Annotated in this window: 16 protein-coding genes and 1 pseudogene; 11 read left to right on the forward strand and 6 right to left on the reverse strand. The window is 59.9% G+C overall.

Annotated elements, in window-relative coordinates; all coding sequences use genetic code 11:
• Nucleotides 1-804, forward strand: a complete 804-nt coding sequence (locus AS026_RS26245) for an aminoglycoside phosphotransferase family protein (RefSeq protein WP_062372811.1) — start codon at nt 1-3, stop codon at nt 802-804.
• 40 nt (nt 805-844) lie between these two features.
• Here the strand turns inward: AS026_RS26245 and AS026_RS26250 are convergent, their stop codons facing one another.
• Complete coding sequence (locus AS026_RS26250) at nt 845-1855, reverse strand: NAD-dependent epimerase/dehydratase family protein (RefSeq protein WP_062372892.1); 1011 nt, start codon at nt 1853-1855, stop codon at nt 845-847.
• A gap of 93 nt (nt 1856-1948) precedes the next feature.
• Between AS026_RS26250 and AS026_RS26255 the strand changes: the two genes are divergently transcribed.
• Nucleotides 1949-2860 carry a LysR family transcriptional regulator gene (locus tag AS026_RS26255; RefSeq protein WP_062372814.1) on the forward strand — a complete coding sequence of 304 codons (912 nt, stop codon included), beginning with the start codon at nt 1949-1951 and terminating at the stop codon, nt 2858-2860.
• Between the two features lie 27 nt (nt 2861-2887).
• On the opposite strand, the gene AS026_RS26260 is transcribed toward AS026_RS26255, so the two are convergent.
• A complete protein-coding gene (locus AS026_RS26260) occupies nt 2888-3169 on the reverse strand; it encodes a DUF2188 domain-containing protein (RefSeq protein WP_007534149.1) in 282 nt (93 codons plus the stop codon).
• Between the two features lie 230 nt (nt 3170-3399).
• Here AS026_RS26260 and AS026_RS26265 point away from each other — a divergent pair, with 230 nt between their 5' ends.
• Nucleotides 3400-4494 (forward strand): calcium:cation antiporter, encoded by a 1095-nt coding sequence (locus AS026_RS26265; protein WP_025661731.1) that lies wholly within the window; start codon nt 3400-3402, stop codon nt 4492-4494.
• 73 nt (nt 4495-4567) lie between these two features.
• Here the strand turns inward: AS026_RS26265 and AS026_RS26270 are convergent, their stop codons facing one another.
• Both AS026_RS26270 and AS026_RS26275 read right to left on the reverse strand, forming a co-directional pair.
• Nucleotides 4568-5770 (reverse strand): pyridoxal phosphate-dependent aminotransferase, encoded by a 1203-nt coding sequence (locus AS026_RS26270; protein ID WP_025661730.1) that lies wholly within the window; start codon nt 5768-5770, stop codon nt 4568-4570.
• An 86-nt stretch (nt 5771-5856) separates the two neighbouring features.
• Complete coding sequence (locus AS026_RS26275) at nt 5857-6126, reverse strand: hypothetical protein (protein ID WP_062372818.1); 270 nt, start codon at nt 6124-6126, stop codon at nt 5857-5859.
• Nucleotides 6127-6146: 20 nt separating this feature from the next.
• On the opposite strand from AS026_RS26275, the gene AS026_RS26280 reads away from it, so the two are divergent.
• From AS026_RS26280 to AS026_RS26290, 3 genes and pseudogenes are all read left to right on the forward strand, one after another.
• Complete coding sequence (locus tag AS026_RS26280) at nt 6147-6521, forward strand: hypothetical protein (protein ID WP_025661729.1); 375 nt, start codon at nt 6147-6149, stop codon at nt 6519-6521.
• A pseudogene (locus AS026_RS26285) lies at nt 6518-6835 on the forward strand (class GN sortase); the annotation flags it as partial. The gene AS026_RS26280 and the pseudogene AS026_RS26285, both read left to right, overlap by 4 nt.
• Nucleotides 6836-7001: 166 nt before the next feature.
• Nucleotides 7002-8150 carry a PQQ-dependent sugar dehydrogenase gene (locus AS026_RS26290; protein WP_025661728.1) on the forward strand — a complete coding sequence of 383 codons (1149 nt, stop codon included), beginning with the start codon at nt 7002-7004 and terminating at the stop codon, nt 8148-8150.
• A gap of 8 nt (nt 8151-8158) precedes the next feature.
• Here AS026_RS26290 and AS026_RS26295 read toward each other — a convergent pair whose 3' ends face one another.
• Nucleotides 8159-8644, reverse strand: coding sequence for a hypothetical protein (locus tag AS026_RS26295; protein WP_062372823.1), 486 nt, complete (start codon nt 8642-8644; stop codon nt 8159-8161).
• Nucleotides 8645-8747: 103 nt separating this feature from the next.
• Between AS026_RS26295 and AS026_RS26300 the strand changes: the two genes are divergently transcribed.
• The 3 genes from AS026_RS26300 (at nt 8748) to AS026_RS26310 (ending at nt 10895) form a co-directional block, all read left to right on the forward strand.
• Nucleotides 8748-9662 carry a DMT family transporter gene (locus AS026_RS26300; RefSeq protein WP_062372826.1) on the forward strand — a complete coding sequence of 305 codons (915 nt, stop codon included), beginning with the start codon at nt 8748-8750 and terminating at the stop codon, nt 9660-9662.
• Between the two features lie 465 nt (nt 9663-10127).
• Nucleotides 10128-10343 carry a cold-shock protein gene (locus AS026_RS26305; protein WP_007534130.1) on the forward strand — a complete coding sequence of 72 codons (216 nt, stop codon included), beginning with the start codon at nt 10128-10130 and terminating at the stop codon, nt 10341-10343.
• A gap of 141 nt (nt 10344-10484) precedes the next feature.
• Nucleotides 10485-10895, forward strand: coding sequence for a BA14K family protein (locus tag AS026_RS26310; RefSeq protein WP_025661726.1), 411 nt, complete (start codon nt 10485-10487; stop codon nt 10893-10895).
• Nucleotides 10896-10957: 62 nt separating this feature from the next.
• Here AS026_RS26310 and AS026_RS26315 read toward each other — a convergent pair whose 3' ends face one another.
• Nucleotides 10958-11605: an MBL fold metallo-hydrolase gene (locus AS026_RS26315; protein ID WP_018857212.1), complete on the reverse strand. Its 648-nt coding sequence runs from the start codon at nt 11603-11605 to the stop codon at nt 10958-10960.
• A 217-nt stretch (nt 11606-11822) separates the two neighbouring features.
• Between AS026_RS26315 and AS026_RS26320 the strand changes: the two genes are divergently transcribed.
• Together AS026_RS26320 and AS026_RS26325 are read left to right on the forward strand one after the other, a co-directional pair.
• Entirely contained in the window at nt 11823-12431 is a 609-nt protein-coding gene (locus tag AS026_RS26320; protein ID WP_025661725.1) for a DUF1236 domain-containing protein, read from the forward strand.
• A gap of 237 nt (nt 12432-12668) precedes the next feature.
• A complete protein-coding gene (locus tag AS026_RS26325; RefSeq protein WP_025661724.1) occupies nt 12669-12935 on the forward strand; it encodes a hypothetical protein in 267 nt (88 codons plus the stop codon).
• Nucleotides 12936-13343: the final 408 nt, after the last annotated feature.

Consider the following 13343-nt stretch of genomic DNA (forward strand, 5'->3'; position numbering starts at 1 on the left):
ATGTTCGAGTCGTACATCAAGCGCTGGCGACTGACCGTCGACGGCGAACCGATCATCACTCATTCCAGCCACCTCCTGCCCGTTCTCCGGGACGGCAAACCCGCCATGTTGAAAATCTCCAAGGACGAGGCCGAGCGGGCTGGCGGCGCTTTGATGCAATGGTGGGGCGGCATCGGGGCAGCGAAAGTCTACGCCCACGACAACGAGGCAGTTCTGCTCGAGCGTGCAATGGGCCATCGCTCGCTGTTGGGAATGGCAATGGACGGCGCGGACGATACGGCGACCCGCATCATGTGCCGCACCGTCGCAGAACTTCACGCCCCACGCGAACAGCCTTTGCCGGACCTCATTCCACTGGCCCGCTGGTTTCGTGACCTGGAGCCGGCAGCACGTGCCCATGACGGCATTCTGGCCGAGTGCAACCACATCGCTGGAATACTGCTTGGAAATATCAGCGATCCCGTGGTCCTGCACGGCGACATTCACCACAGCAACATCCTCGATTTCGGCGAGGACGGCTGGCTGGCAATCGACCCCAAAGGCCTCATCGGCGAGCGTGGCTTCGACTACGCCAACATCTTCGCCAACCCAGATCTTCCGACAGTCACTTCCCCGGGCCGTCTGCAGAGGCAACTCCGGATCGTCGCGACCGAAACTGGCCTAGAGCCGAAACGGCTGCTGCAATGGATAGTCGCCTATTCCGGCTTGTCGGCGGCCTGGTTTCTGGGCGGCGGATCGACGGAACTGGCCCAAAGCCCCCTCGCAGTCGCGCGCATTGCGCTTGCCGAACTACAGCAGGGATAGGCACGCCGTAGGAGCCTCGCCGAGGCAGGCAAAAACAACACTAATACACCGCCTGCGCGGACGCGCGAGCCTCGAGTTCGTTCGGCTCAGCCGCCAGACACCCGAGTGCGACCAGGGAGCTACGAACAGCGTCGTCGATCGGGGTATGAGGCTCGCTGCCGAGTTCGGCAACCAATCGTTCGTTCGACATCCGCAGCGGCTCGCGCCAAAGGTACCGCATTTCCTTCAACTCGCGCATGAAGGTGACGAACGGGGCGGCCAGAGGCACGATCCACCACGGGAAGGCCCGCGTCTTTATCCTACTGCCGACAACCCGCTTGATTGCAGCGGCCATCTGGCTGCCATCGGCATCCCAGAAGCCATCCATGTGATACACGGCGAAGGGCGGAAGGCGATCACCACGCTCGACCAGACGGATCATCGTCTCAGCAACATCGGGCAGGTACGCCCACTGGTGTCCGACACCCGGCCGGGCCGGGTTCTTGACGGCCTCGACCGACTTTCCCGGCGTGACCATGCCTTGCGAAAACCAGCTGTTGGCAGCCCCCGGCCCGAAGTAGTCGCCGGCCCGAACGATGATGACGCGCGCACCACTGCGCGAGGCAATCTCCAGTCGCCGTTCCATTTCGGCGCGGATCGCTCCCTTCATCGTCACGGGCTGCTGTGGACTATCCTCCCGAAGAACCGGAAAGGCATCCGGTCCAAAATTATAGACCGTGCCCGGCAGAACGATGCGCGCACCAACCGAATGTGCAGCGGCGATGGTGTTGTCGAGCATCGGGAGAACGAGCTTTTCCCAATCGCGGTAGCCCGGCGGATTGACAGCATGAATGATAAGGCTGACGCCGCGCGCCCCGGTCACGAGATCCTCGGCGTTCATCGCGTCGCCTTGGACCCACTCGAAGTCGGGCGCTTTCGCGCGAGCCTTCGCTGCATCGCGGTTCAGCGCCCTCACATGCCAACCGCACGCGGCGAGCTTCCGAGCGACCTCCCCTCCGATCCCGCCTGTTGCACCCAGTACCAGAGCAACCTGTCCGTTCTGCCCAGTCATGATGATCTCCGTCAATTTGAACTGAGCCAATCATGCGGGCATTTTCAGATAAACGAAATTGACGAATCTCGTGTCGCAGATATACATAAATGCATGAGGAGAGAACCGGACTGGCATTTCTACCGGACGCTATTGGCTGTGCTGGAACACGGGTCGCTTTCTGCGGCGGCACGTGACCTCGGCCTGACGCAGCCGACCGTCGGACGGCACATCGATGCGCTCGAGAATTCAATCGGCTCGCAACTCTTCGTCCGCTCGCCGAACGGTCTCTTGCCAACCGATGCAGCCCTTGAACTGAAACCCTATGCCCAAACGCTCGCAGCGACATCCGCCGCCCTGCTGCGAACTGCCTCGGGACATCGAGATCAGGTTGCCGGCACCGTCCGGATAAGCGCCAGCGAGGTCATCGGCGTCGAGGTACTGCCTCCCATCCTTGCACCGCTGATGGCTGCCCATCCCGATCTCAACATCGAGCTTTCGGCGTCCGACGCGATCGAGGACCTTCTCAATCGGGAGGCGGATATTGCCGTCCGGATGGCAGAGCCGACCCAGGATCATCTTGTCGGCCGCCGCATCGGAGAGATACCGCTCGGCTTTCACGCCCACCGGCGCTACCTGGCGCAACACGGCGCACCACTGGGGATGGCCGACCTCGCACGACATCGCCTCGTCGGCTTCGACCGGCAGACAGCCTATATCAGGACCATGATGGCGCGCTTTCCATTGCCAGACAATCTCGTCTTTGCGTTCAAGAGCGACAACCCGCTCGCGCAAATCTCGGCCATTCGTGCGGGTCTGGGGATTGGAATCTGCCAGATGGGCATCGCCGCGCAGGACCCAGATCTGTTGCCGGTTCTGCCCGAACTTTTCCGGATACCCCTCGACACGTGGGTCGTCATGCACGAAGGGATCAAAACGGCACGCCGCTACCGCGTCACGTTCGACGCGCTGGTAGACGGCCTGTTGAATTACACCAAGGGAACTGTGCATAAACGCCGGGGTTGATCATCACATGGATGATGACCCCTGTGCTCATGCGCGCGGCGAGGCTTCGCTGGAATGGCTTTTCCAGGTGCCGTCGACAACCTCAGTCTCCGGCCGGTCTCCGCCTTCGGCATACTCCTCATGCCATTTACCTTTGTCATCCTGCCAGCTGATCTCGGCGGAATCACCGCCAACCTGCTGTTCAGCTGCAACGATACGGGCTGCCTCAAGCGCTTCGGAGTGTGTCGGGAATGCTTCGGAGTAGACACCGCCCAACCGGTAGGCCCAGCCTCCGTCGTGAGGAACGACCTCGTAGACCACCTTGACCATGCCTCTCACTCCTCTTCTTCTTGTTTCGCGCTCGAATACTGACCGGATGGCATCCAGTGCGCGGGCCGCGTTGGAGGAAACGAGAGGGCGCCGCGATATGCTTCCGGCTGACCGATGCGTTAGTATTCCATTAAATTCTCAAGACTGCAAACTTACTCCCTCCGCTCACTAGCTTGCCATGCAAAATCATCGTTTTAGACTTGTCGGATGAATCAAACTCGGAGCTTTCCGTGAAAATCGCGTCGCGGCTGAAAGACGAAACGTTCCTGGTGTTGGCGATAGGCGTCGCGGCTATCGCCTATGTGTCGGAACATGCATTTCTTGAAATGGGGCGTGAGATATCGCTGATCGCCGCTGCCGGGCTCGTCGCCACCATCGTCCTTGCCTCAATCCGTGTCGCCCACCATGCGGAGATTCTCGCGATCAAGGTCGGCGACCCCTACGGCACGATGATCCTGACGCTGTCGGCAGTTGCAGTGGAAGTGATCATCCTCGCGATCATGATGACCGGCGAAAGCTCTCCGACGCTCGTGCGCGACACGATCTATTCAGCCCTGATGCTCGACATCAACGGCATACTCGGCCTCGCCGCGCTGCTCGGCGGCTTGAAGCACGGCGAGCAGCCGTACAACGACAATTCGGGCAAGACCTACGGCGTGATGATCCTGACCGCCATGGGTATCTCGATGATCGTTCCGGAATTCGTGCCGGCGGAAAAGTGGCACTACTACTCCGCCTTCACCATCCTGGCGATGATCGCCCTCTACGCACTCTTCCTGCGCATGCAGGTCGGTCAGCACAGTTACTTCTTCAGCTACGCCTATCCTCGCAGCGAGCGGAAAGGCGATCCGGATGAGCACTCGATCGAAGACTCCACGACCGCGTCGATCACAACCATCCTGGTTGGGGTCGTCATCATCGGCCTGCTCGCGGAATTCATGTCGACCTTCATGACGGAAGGCCTGCGGGATTCTGGCGCTCCCGTTGTCCTGACCGCCATCGTTGTCGCAGCGATCTCGGCGTCGCCCGAGATCTTGACGGCCCTTCGCGCGGCGCTGCGAAACCGCATGCAAGCGACCGTGAACATCGCCATGGGCGCGTCGCTATCGACCGTCATCCTCACGGTTCCGGTCATGGAGGCTATTGCCCTTTACACCGGCCAACCGTTCATCATGGCGATGACGCCGGTGCAGACCGTGATGGTGGCGATTACGCTGATTGCGGCGGCCATCAACCTCAACGACGGTGAGACCAACGCCATCGAAGGCATGACGCACTTCATCCTTTTTGCAACGTTCCTGATGCTGTCGGCGCTGGATCTCTGACACCGCCAACTCCAATTCTGCAAACAAAAAACCCGCCGTCTCCGGCGGGCTTTTGTTTCGACGATAGTTCTGACTATTTGCAAGCGCCGCAGAAGCGCTGGATGCGCTTGCAGGCTTCCTCGAGCAACGCTTCCGACGTCGCGTAGGAGATGCGGAAGTTCGGGCCGAGGCCGAATGCCGAGCCATGAACGACGGCAACGCCTTCGCTCTCCAACAGTTCAGAAACGAAGTCTTCGTCGGTCTCGATCACCTTGCCCGACGGCGCGGTCTTGCCGATCAGGCCGGCGCAGGACGGATAGACGTAGAAGGCGCCTTCCGGCGACGGGCACGTGATGCCCTTTGCCTGGTTCAGCATCGACACGACGAGGTCGCGGCGGCCTTCGAAGATCTTCTTGTTCGCGGGAATGAAATCCTGCGTACCGTTCAGCGCTTCCACGGCAGCCCACTGGGCGATCGAGGTCGCACCTGAGGTCTGTTGGCCCTGAATCATATCCATGGCCTTGATCAGCTGGATCGGGCCTGCTGCATAGCCGATACGCCAGCCGGTCATCGCGTAGGCCTTCGAAACACCGTTCATGGTCAGCGTGCGGTCGTAGAGCTTCGGCTCGACTTCGACAGGCGTGACGAACTTGAAGTCGCCATAGGTCAGGTGCTCGTACATGTCGTCTGTCAGCACCCAGACATGCGGATGCTTCAGCAGCACGTCCGTCAGGGCCTTCAGTTCGTCATGCGTATAGGCAGCACCCGACGGGTTGGACGGCGAGTTGAAGATGAACCACTTCGTCTTCGGCGTGATCGCCTTGTCGAGGTCGGCGGCCTGGAGCTTGAAGTTGTTTTCCTGCGTCGCCGAAACGATGACGGGCGTACCGCCGCACAGCGAGACCATTTCCGGATAGGATACCCAGTACGGCGCCGGGATGACGACTTCATCACCCGGGTTCAGCGTCGCCATGAAGGCGTTGAAAAGGATCTGCTTGCCGCCGGTGCCGACGATCGTCTGCTCCCACGAATATTCCAGGCCGTTCTCGCGCTTGAACTTCGCGGCGATCGCCTTGCGGAGTTCAGGGATACCGGAGACCGGCGTGTACTTCGTCTCGCCGCGGTTGATCGCGTCGATGGCAGCCTTCTTGATATTATCAGGCGTATCGAAATCCGGCTCGCCGGCGCCGAGGCCGATCACATCGCGTCCTTTTGCTTTCAGCTCGCGCGCTTTCTGGGAAACGGCGATGGTGGCTGAAGGCTTCACACGGGAAAGAGCATCGGCAAGAAAGGCCATGATATCGGTCCTATACGGTTGATTTGGGCAGAAAAGCCGGGACCGGAATTCTGCGCTAAGCTCTATGTCCAATGTAGGCAGGCATTTCAAGCGCAAAGGCGTGATGGTGCCAATGATTCTTCGTGATCAATCGCCTGACCCAGCGTCCTGATTCGCGAGCTCGCGCGTTTGGATGGCTGAATCATTTTGCGAAGTGCTTGAATCAGTTTCTGAAGAGAGCGCGATTTACGCCCGGAAATCAAAATCCTCGGCACTTTTGCCCCTTGCCACGAATTGGTCGCAACAAATGCCGCGGCCTGCCGCAATTCGGTCGCGAGCACGCCGAGATCGAAGCCCCATTTTGTTGCATCCGGCATTGGTTATTGAGGGCATACCCATGTTTCTGGAAGACGAGTTTGTCATCAGGCGCCTTCGCGCCCGTCGCGTATCCATCTCACTACTGGTTGCAGTTGTGGCTTTCGCCGCGTCGATCCTTATGACCTTCGGGCTGGTAACGACGGTCTACGCCGAAGAAAGCCAGCAGGTGTCCGCACAGTCAGCCACATCGCACATGGCAGCCGCGCCAACGGTAAAGGCAGTGGGGCTGGGCGCACAGAATTCCGTGTCGGTAAAGCTGCCGCAAAGGGCGACAGGCGCTGACGAACGGATCACCCGCGGCAGCCTTATGCTTCTAGCCGCACTGGTCGCGACATGCGGGCTGGCCATCTGGCGCCGGCGACTACACGGCGTCTTTGCCGGAGCCAGCCAATGACGCCCGTGAATTCGGGACCCAGAGTTCGAAACCACGAGGCGGATGAATTCGGCCCGCTTCCGACCTATATCGAGCTCGCCATGGCGACGGCGGCGGCAACCGCTTACGACGCGAATACAGCGCAGGAAAACCGTATGCGCCTGCCCCGTCTCTCCGTCATCGAGAAGGCAATTGTCGTTAGCATCGCCGCTCTTGCGCTTTACGGAACGGTGCTGATCGCCGGCGGGCTCTATATCAAGGCCAAGGCCGAACTGTCGCAAATTCTCTCGCAGCACTCCTTTGCCGCCGAACTTCGTGGCGAAGACACCAGGCCTTGACCGTGGGCGGATCTCGCCACCGAAGCAGAGGTCCCCACTCGTCTACCCGCGACCGATCGTCGCCTCGCCATCGGCAAACACAAAGCCGTTATCCCACGCGAATGAGGTTGAAGCCGGTGGACGACGCTCCACGTTGACCAGACGATAGGCATTGGGACAGACCATGACGACACTTGCACGGCTTCCATTCGGCTTCTTTCTCGCAACCGCGGTATTGGCCGCCTCCCCAAGCTTTTCTGCCGACATCGTCAAGACGAAGACGGTCGAGGTTCAAGTCGACACCATTGCAACAGGCCTCGAGCACCCCTGGGCCGTGGAGGTGCTCCCTGATGGTTCCTATCTCGTTACCGAACGACCGGGACGGCTGCGCATCATACGCGACGGCAAGCTCTCTGCCCCCATCGCCGGCGTCCCCGAAGTCAGCGCCCGGGGGCAAGGTGGTCTGATGGACGTTGCGCTCGCGCCTGATTTTGCAACAAGCCGCCAGATATTCCTCACGGCCGCGACCAGGGCCAGGGGCGGCTCCGGCACCGAGGTACTCAGCGCCACGCTGTCAAATGACGGAACAAGGCTGAACGACGTCAAATCCATCTTCACGATGAAGCGCTTCACCGGCGGCAACATTCAGTACGGCTCCCGAATAGCGTTCGGCAAGGACGGCTCGCTGTTCATCAGTGTCGGTGACCGTGGTGACAGGGATCGTGCCCAGGATTGGAAGGACGATGCCGGCTCCATCATCCACATCAACGCCGATGGCAGCATTCCCACCGACAATCCCTTCAAGGACGGCGGCAAGGCGCTTCCGGAGGTCTGGTCGAAGGGCCATCGCAATCCGCAGGGCATCGCCTTCGATGCCGCCGACGGCAAGCTCTACACGGTGGAGCACGGCGCCCGCGGCGGTGACGAAATCAACTACATCGAGCCTGGCAAAAACTACGGCTGGCCGATCATAACCTACGGACGCGACTATTCGGGCGCCGAGATCGGCGAAGGCACAGCCAAGGAAGGGCTTGAGCAACCGCTTTATTATTGGGACCCGTCGATCGCGCCGGGAGCATTGGCCATTTATCGCGGCAAGATGTTTCCCGAATGGGACGGCAACTTTCTCGTTGCTGCGCTGAAGTTCCAGCTGCTGTCGCGAATGCAGCGCGATGAAGGCGGAGCTTTCGTCGCCGAGGAGCGGATTTTCGACGGCTCCTATGGCCGCATGCGTGATGTGATCGTCGCACCCGACGGCGCCCTGCTGCTCCTCACGGATGAAGACGATGGTGCCTTGCTAAGAGTGTCGCGGGCGCCGGTAAACAATGGTTGACACTAAGCCTAGAGGCCGGCGCGCAGTTCCTTTCGAAACATAAACTTCAGGGCGGACCATGTCTCATCGACAGCGCAGACTTTGACGTCAACCAGCCCCAAAGGCACGAAAATCGATCGCAGAACGTCTTCGGTGACTGTCGTCGGCACCCGCGCCGCCTTCTTGGGCCAGGAAATCCAAAGCATCCCGTCGGGCTTGAGAGCGCCCGATACAGCCTGGGCAATACCTTCCAGGACTACCCGGCGGGCTTCGAAAACATGCACGTAGTCGAAGCGACGCTCAATCATTGATGGCAAAGCTTTCGTAACGGAGGAGAAATGCTCAAAGGATTGTATTTCGGCGATCTCGGGTACACCGATCAGCAGCGCCGCCTGCCCTTCCCTCAGGCCGAGCTTTCGCGTGAGCGAGTTGCCGCAAAACCCCGCTGGCGCATCATGGCGCTGTTGTCGCGGCGCAGCCTTTTCGTCCGCCGATGAAACCGTTTTCGTTGCCATCCGTTTGCTCTCAGGCGCTTACCCAGTGGCGACATTCTTCACCCTTGCCCAAACCAAAGGCAACTGCTAACGCTCGCCCATACTCTCCCGCACCGAGGACGACATGACGCGCATTCAGGCGAACCTCCTTCTATTGCTTGCAGCTGCCATCTGGGGCGGCGGCTTTGTCGCGCAGTCGACGGCAATGAGGGCAATCGGTCCGTTCTGGTTCATTGGCCTGCGCTTCGTGATTGCCGCAGTCGCGGTCCTGCCGTTCATGCTTTTCGAAGCCCGCAAGGCGCGGGTAAAGACCGCGCCGCGCCATCTCAAGCTCTATCTGCTGACGGGTCTTGCGCTATTCGGTGGCGCCGCCACCCAGCAGATCGGCCTGCAGACGACGACCGTGACGAATTCGAGCTTCATCACCGGCCTCTACGTCGTGATCGTCCCCCTGATCGCTGTCGTCTTCCTGCGCCGCTCCCCGCACTGGATCATCTGGCCCGGCGCGATCATGGCCGTTTCCGGCATCTACATGTTGTCCGGTGGCCAACTCTCGGCACTGACGACCGGTGATCTGCTCACGGTCGTCTGCGCGGTCTTCTGGGCCGGGCAGATCACCCTGGCCGGCATCACAGTGTCCGAAACCGGGCGCCCGCTTACCCTTTCGACCGCCCAGTTTGCGGTGACCGGGGCCTGCGCGCTCGTCGTTGCCATCGTCGCGGAACCGATCAGTTGGGCAGCGGTCTGGGCGGCAGCCCCCGAGATCCTCTACGTCGGGATATTCTCGTCCGGTGTCGCCTTCTCGCTGCAGGTCATCGGCCAGCGCTACACGACGTCGTCGCAGGCAGCGATCTTCCTGTCATCTGAAGCACTCTTCGGCGCCTCGCTCGGCGCTCTGCTGCTGGGCGAAACCATGCCGCCGCTCGGCTACGCCGGCTGCGCGCTAATGTTCACCGCCATGCTTCTGGTTGAGGTGGTGCCCGAAATTACGCGCCGTCGAGCTTCGGAGAGGTTGAAACCGAGCCCAAACTTGGGTTGAACGCCCGGAAAAGAAAAAAACTTTAGCCTTTGCGTAGTCGCGTTAGCGTTGCATTTTTGGCAAAATCTGCTCCCAAACTATATTGCCAACGATATAAAGCGTTGCTCGGCGGCGGCTAACGACCAAAATTTTGCTCTGAGCGTGCAAAAATGCCTCCTATAGGTGCCTTTCAGCACAGACGCGTTAAAAAACTTTTGCTTGCCAAAATTTAATAATCGCAGCACTCTCACCGTGTTCGGGCATTTTGCGAGCATGGGAAGTCCTTGAGAATGTGCGCGCCGGAGACGCTAAAATTCCGGTCAACCAGTTCCGAGAAAGCGGGCGTCAGTCCCGTGGTGAGTTTGGTTGTGCTAGAGGGGACCTTTTTCTCACATTTCAATAATTGCCTGCTAACGTCTCCGTGAGGAGGCAATATCAGTGATGCTGCCCGTGTGGATGGCGGGCAGAGATAAAAGGACCTGACGCATGGCCGAGACTGGCACAGTAAAATTCTTCAACACCGACAAAGGTTTTGGCTTTATCAAGCCGGACAAGGGCGGCGCGGACATCTTTGTACACATTTCTGCCGTTCAGGCTTCTGGCTTGGCCGGACTGACGGAGAATCAGAAGGTTAGCTTCGACACGGAGCCGGACCGCCGCGGCAAGGGCCCCAAGGCTGTCAACCTGCAGATCGCAGGCTGAGCCTCTAGCCAACGCTGTCAATTCGAGTTGAAGCCCGGCAGCGATGCCGGGTTTTGTCATTCAGCCTGCATTCAGATCGCGGCCCTTACCTTGCCATCATCAAGGTGCAGAACCGGTATCGGTTAAAACAGGGAAATACAAATGAACAGGCTTGCGAAGACGCTCCTTATGACGGCAACCGCTGCTGCCCTCACAGTATCATCGATCGGGGTCGCGTCGGCTGGTGACTGGCACCGTCACCACCATGGCGATGACGCGCTTGTCGGTGGCGCCGTCGGCCTTGCAACGGGTCTGATTGTGGGTTCAGCCATTGCCAGCGCGCCGCGTTATGATGAGCCGCGCTACATCGACCCGCCCTACGACCCGGAATACGAAGCCGTTCCGGTCTATCGCGCTCCCCCGCCCCGCTACTATCGTCCGGTTGCCGCCGACATCGAGCCCTGGACTCCGCAGTGGGAACGCTACTGCTCCTATCGCTACCGGTCGTTTGACCCGCGCAGCGGCACATTTATCGGCAACGATGGCCGCAGCCACTTCTGCAACGCCGGCTAATCGCCTGAACGCGCAGTCAAACACGAAGCGCCGCCTCTCAGCGGCGCTTTTGTTTTGGGTGCTCAGATCCCTTGCAGGAAGGGATTGCTCCGTCGCTCGTCGCCGATCCGGCTGCCCGGCCCGTGTCCGCAAATGAAGCCGACGTCATCGCCCAGCGGCAAGACCTTGTCGCGGATCGAATCGAGCAGTTGCTGGTGATTGCCCCCGGGTAGATCCGTCCGACCGATCGAGCCGTTGAAAAGCACGTCGCCCAGATGGGCAAAATTCTGTGCGCGATTGAAGTAGATGACATGGCCGGGCGCGTGGCCTGGTGTGTGGTACACCTCGAACTCGTGCGTGCCAAACGAGACCTTGTCGCCATCCTTCAGCCAACGATCCGGAACGACATTCTGCATGCCCGACGGGATGCCATACTTTTGCGCCTGGGTCTCGATCCGCTGCAGCAAGGGAAGATCGTCCTCGTGCGGACCGACGATATCGATGTTCAGGGCTTCCTTGAGCTCCCTAGCTCCACCTGCGTGGTCGAGATGGCCATGTGTCAGCCAGATTTCCTTGATGTCGAACCCGTTCGCCGTGATTGCCTCGAGGATCGCCGGGACATCGCCGCCGGGATCGACAACGACGCCTTCCTTGGTCTCCGGGTCGAAGAGGATCGTGCAGTTCTGCTGAAATGGTGTCACCGGAATAATGCCGGCCTGGAGCATGCCCATGAGTGCCTCGCTTGTCTTTGTCCCGGGTTCCTATAGTCCGAAATCACACCGTGCGCAGCCCGCGATTTAGTGAACACAGTCTGGCTTCAGGGTTCGATCACCAGCCACGTTCGAATTTAACACGTCGATACAATCGTTTACCGGCGAAAGCGAAGGCGGCGGAACATCGTCTGCACCCCAAACGTTACTTGCCTGTATTAAGACAAGGAGAAACGAGATGACCTTGAAGCGAAATCTGTTCCTGGCTGGCGCGATCGTCGTGGGAAGCGCCGGTCTTGCCCAGGCGGACATGGTTGCCACGGCCATCAACGATCTGAACGTTCGCGCAGGCCCCGGTCCGCAATATCCCTCAATCGGAATCGCGACGCGCGGCTCGCAGGCAATGCTGGATGGTTGCATCCAGGGAAGCCGCTGGTGCCGTGTTGACGTCAACGGCGTGCGCGGCTGGGTCTATGCTCAGTATCTGCAGGTCGAACAGGGTGGCAGCCCCGTCGTCGTCGAGCAGCACCAGTCCGATCTAGGCGTTCCCGTCGTGACCTATGAGACGACGGCAAGCGTCGCTCCTGAGCCGGCACCGGGCGACGAGTTGCTTGGACCGGTTGGCTCCGTCGACGCCGTTACCCCACCTGAAACCGTCACGACCTATGTCCAGACCAATCCGGCACAGACCGTGCGCCTCGGTGGCGATGTCGTCGTGGGTGCTTCCGTGCCGGCTGATGTGACGTTCCAGGAAATTCCGGACTATCAGTATCGGTATGTCCGAATCAACGATCGACCGGTCCTTGTGGACCCCGGCACCCGCCGCATCGTTTACGTCTACAACTGATTGTAACGCACAACACGGAAAAGGCGCCCCGCGGGCGCCTTTTTTACGCAGACAGCGTGGAAAACTTTCACGCGTGGGTTGCTCTCCATTCCACTAAATATTCAATTATGATAAAATACTGAAATTCAGACGATATCCCCTGCTCCCGGTCGGAGGTCGGATCGCCTGTAGGGCTGGCTATCCTTTCGGATCGCGCAGCCGGCAGTGGCGTTTGAGGAAACGCGAAGGAGGGAAATCGTGGAAGCCTTATTGCCCATCATCACACAGGTAATAGCGGGTGCAGTCGGCGGCAACGTCGCAAGCGGCGCGTTGAAGCAGGTTGCAATCAATACCGTCGCCCGGACGATCGCCGGCGCGATCGGTGGCATCGGCGGTGGCATGCTGCTCGGCATGGTCGGCGGCGAAGCTGCAATGACCGGTTTGATTGCCGACGGTATCGGCGGCCTGATCGGCGGCGGCATCCTGTCGACGATCGTAGGAGCGGTAGCCGCCCGCGCACGATAGATAGCCCATCGAGAAGCGGCCGAGGCTCCCTGGGAACCCGGTCGCTGTCCTTTGCTGGAGGATAGTCGGCGGCAGCGGCCACGCGATCTATCTCTCTTACATAGTCGCTCATCAGTGTTTCGCTGATCGTCGCCGGCATAAACCGGTGTGGCCCGATTTCCGTCACCGCCCAGCCGTGTTCTCCCATGAACACCAGGTTGCGGAGTGAAACCCATAGGTCGACACGTGGATCTTTGCGTTTTTCCACTGAACGAACGCACCGCAGCCGTTCGCTCTCCTCCGGCGCCCGTACGCCATTGTTGTTGATTGTTATCCCCGATACGTTTTATCCACTGACACAGGGGAAAATTACGCATTGTGGTGAAGTTTGCGAAGTGGGGCCAAATTTCCGGTGGAAACGGCATCCCC

This window comes from Rhizobium altiplani (assembly GCF_001542405.1).
Taxonomy (GTDB): domain Bacteria; phylum Pseudomonadota; class Alphaproteobacteria; order Rhizobiales; family Rhizobiaceae; genus Rhizobium; species Rhizobium altiplani.

Excerpts from the sequence above, each read along its gene's own strand:
- AS026_RS26255 (WP_062372814.1), top strand. The coding sequence starts at position 1,949 with ATGAGGAGAGAACCGGACTGGCATTTCTACCGGACGCTATTGGCTGTG.
- AS026_RS26270 (WP_025661730.1), bottom strand. The coding sequence starts at position 5,770 with ATGGCCTTTCTTGCCGATGCTCTTTCCCGTGTGAAGCCTTCAGCCACC.
- AS026_RS26275 (WP_062372818.1), bottom strand. The coding sequence starts at position 6,126 with ATGCCGGATGCAACAAAATGGGGCTTCGATCTCGGCGTGCTCGCGACC.
- AS026_RS26245 (WP_062372811.1), top strand. The coding sequence starts at position 1 with ATGTTCGAGTCGTACATCAAGCGCTGGCGACTGACCGTCGACGGCGAA.
- AS026_RS26310 (WP_025661726.1), top strand. The coding sequence starts at position 10,485 with ATGAACAGGCTTGCGAAGACGCTCCTTATGACGGCAACCGCTGCTGCC.
- AS026_RS26315 (WP_018857212.1), bottom strand. The coding sequence starts at position 11,605 with ATGGGCATGCTCCAGGCCGGCATTATTCCGGTGACACCATTTCAGCAG.
- AS026_RS26260 (WP_007534149.1), bottom strand. The coding sequence starts at position 3,169 with ATGGTCAAGGTGGTCTACGAGGTCGTTCCTCACGACGGAGGCTGGGCC.
- AS026_RS26295 (WP_062372823.1), bottom strand. The coding sequence starts at position 8,644 with ATGGCAACGAAAACGGTTTCATCGGCGGACGAAAAGGCTGCGCCGCGA.
- AS026_RS26300 (WP_062372826.1), top strand. The coding sequence starts at position 8,748 with ATGACGCGCATTCAGGCGAACCTCCTTCTATTGCTTGCAGCTGCCATC.
- AS026_RS26305 (WP_007534130.1), top strand. The coding sequence starts at position 10,128 with ATGGCCGAGACTGGCACAGTAAAATTCTTCAACACCGACAAAGGTTTT.
- AS026_RS26320 (WP_025661725.1), top strand. The coding sequence starts at position 11,823 with ATGACCTTGAAGCGAAATCTGTTCCTGGCTGGCGCGATCGTCGTGGGA.
- AS026_RS26280 (WP_025661729.1), top strand. The coding sequence starts at position 6,147 with ATGTTTCTGGAAGACGAGTTTGTCATCAGGCGCCTTCGCGCCCGTCGC.
- AS026_RS26250 (WP_062372892.1), bottom strand. The coding sequence starts at position 1,855 with ATGACTGGGCAGAACGGACAGGTTGCTCTGGTACTGGGTGCAACAGGC.
- AS026_RS26290 (WP_025661728.1), top strand. The coding sequence starts at position 7,002 with ATGACGACACTTGCACGGCTTCCATTCGGCTTCTTTCTCGCAACCGCG.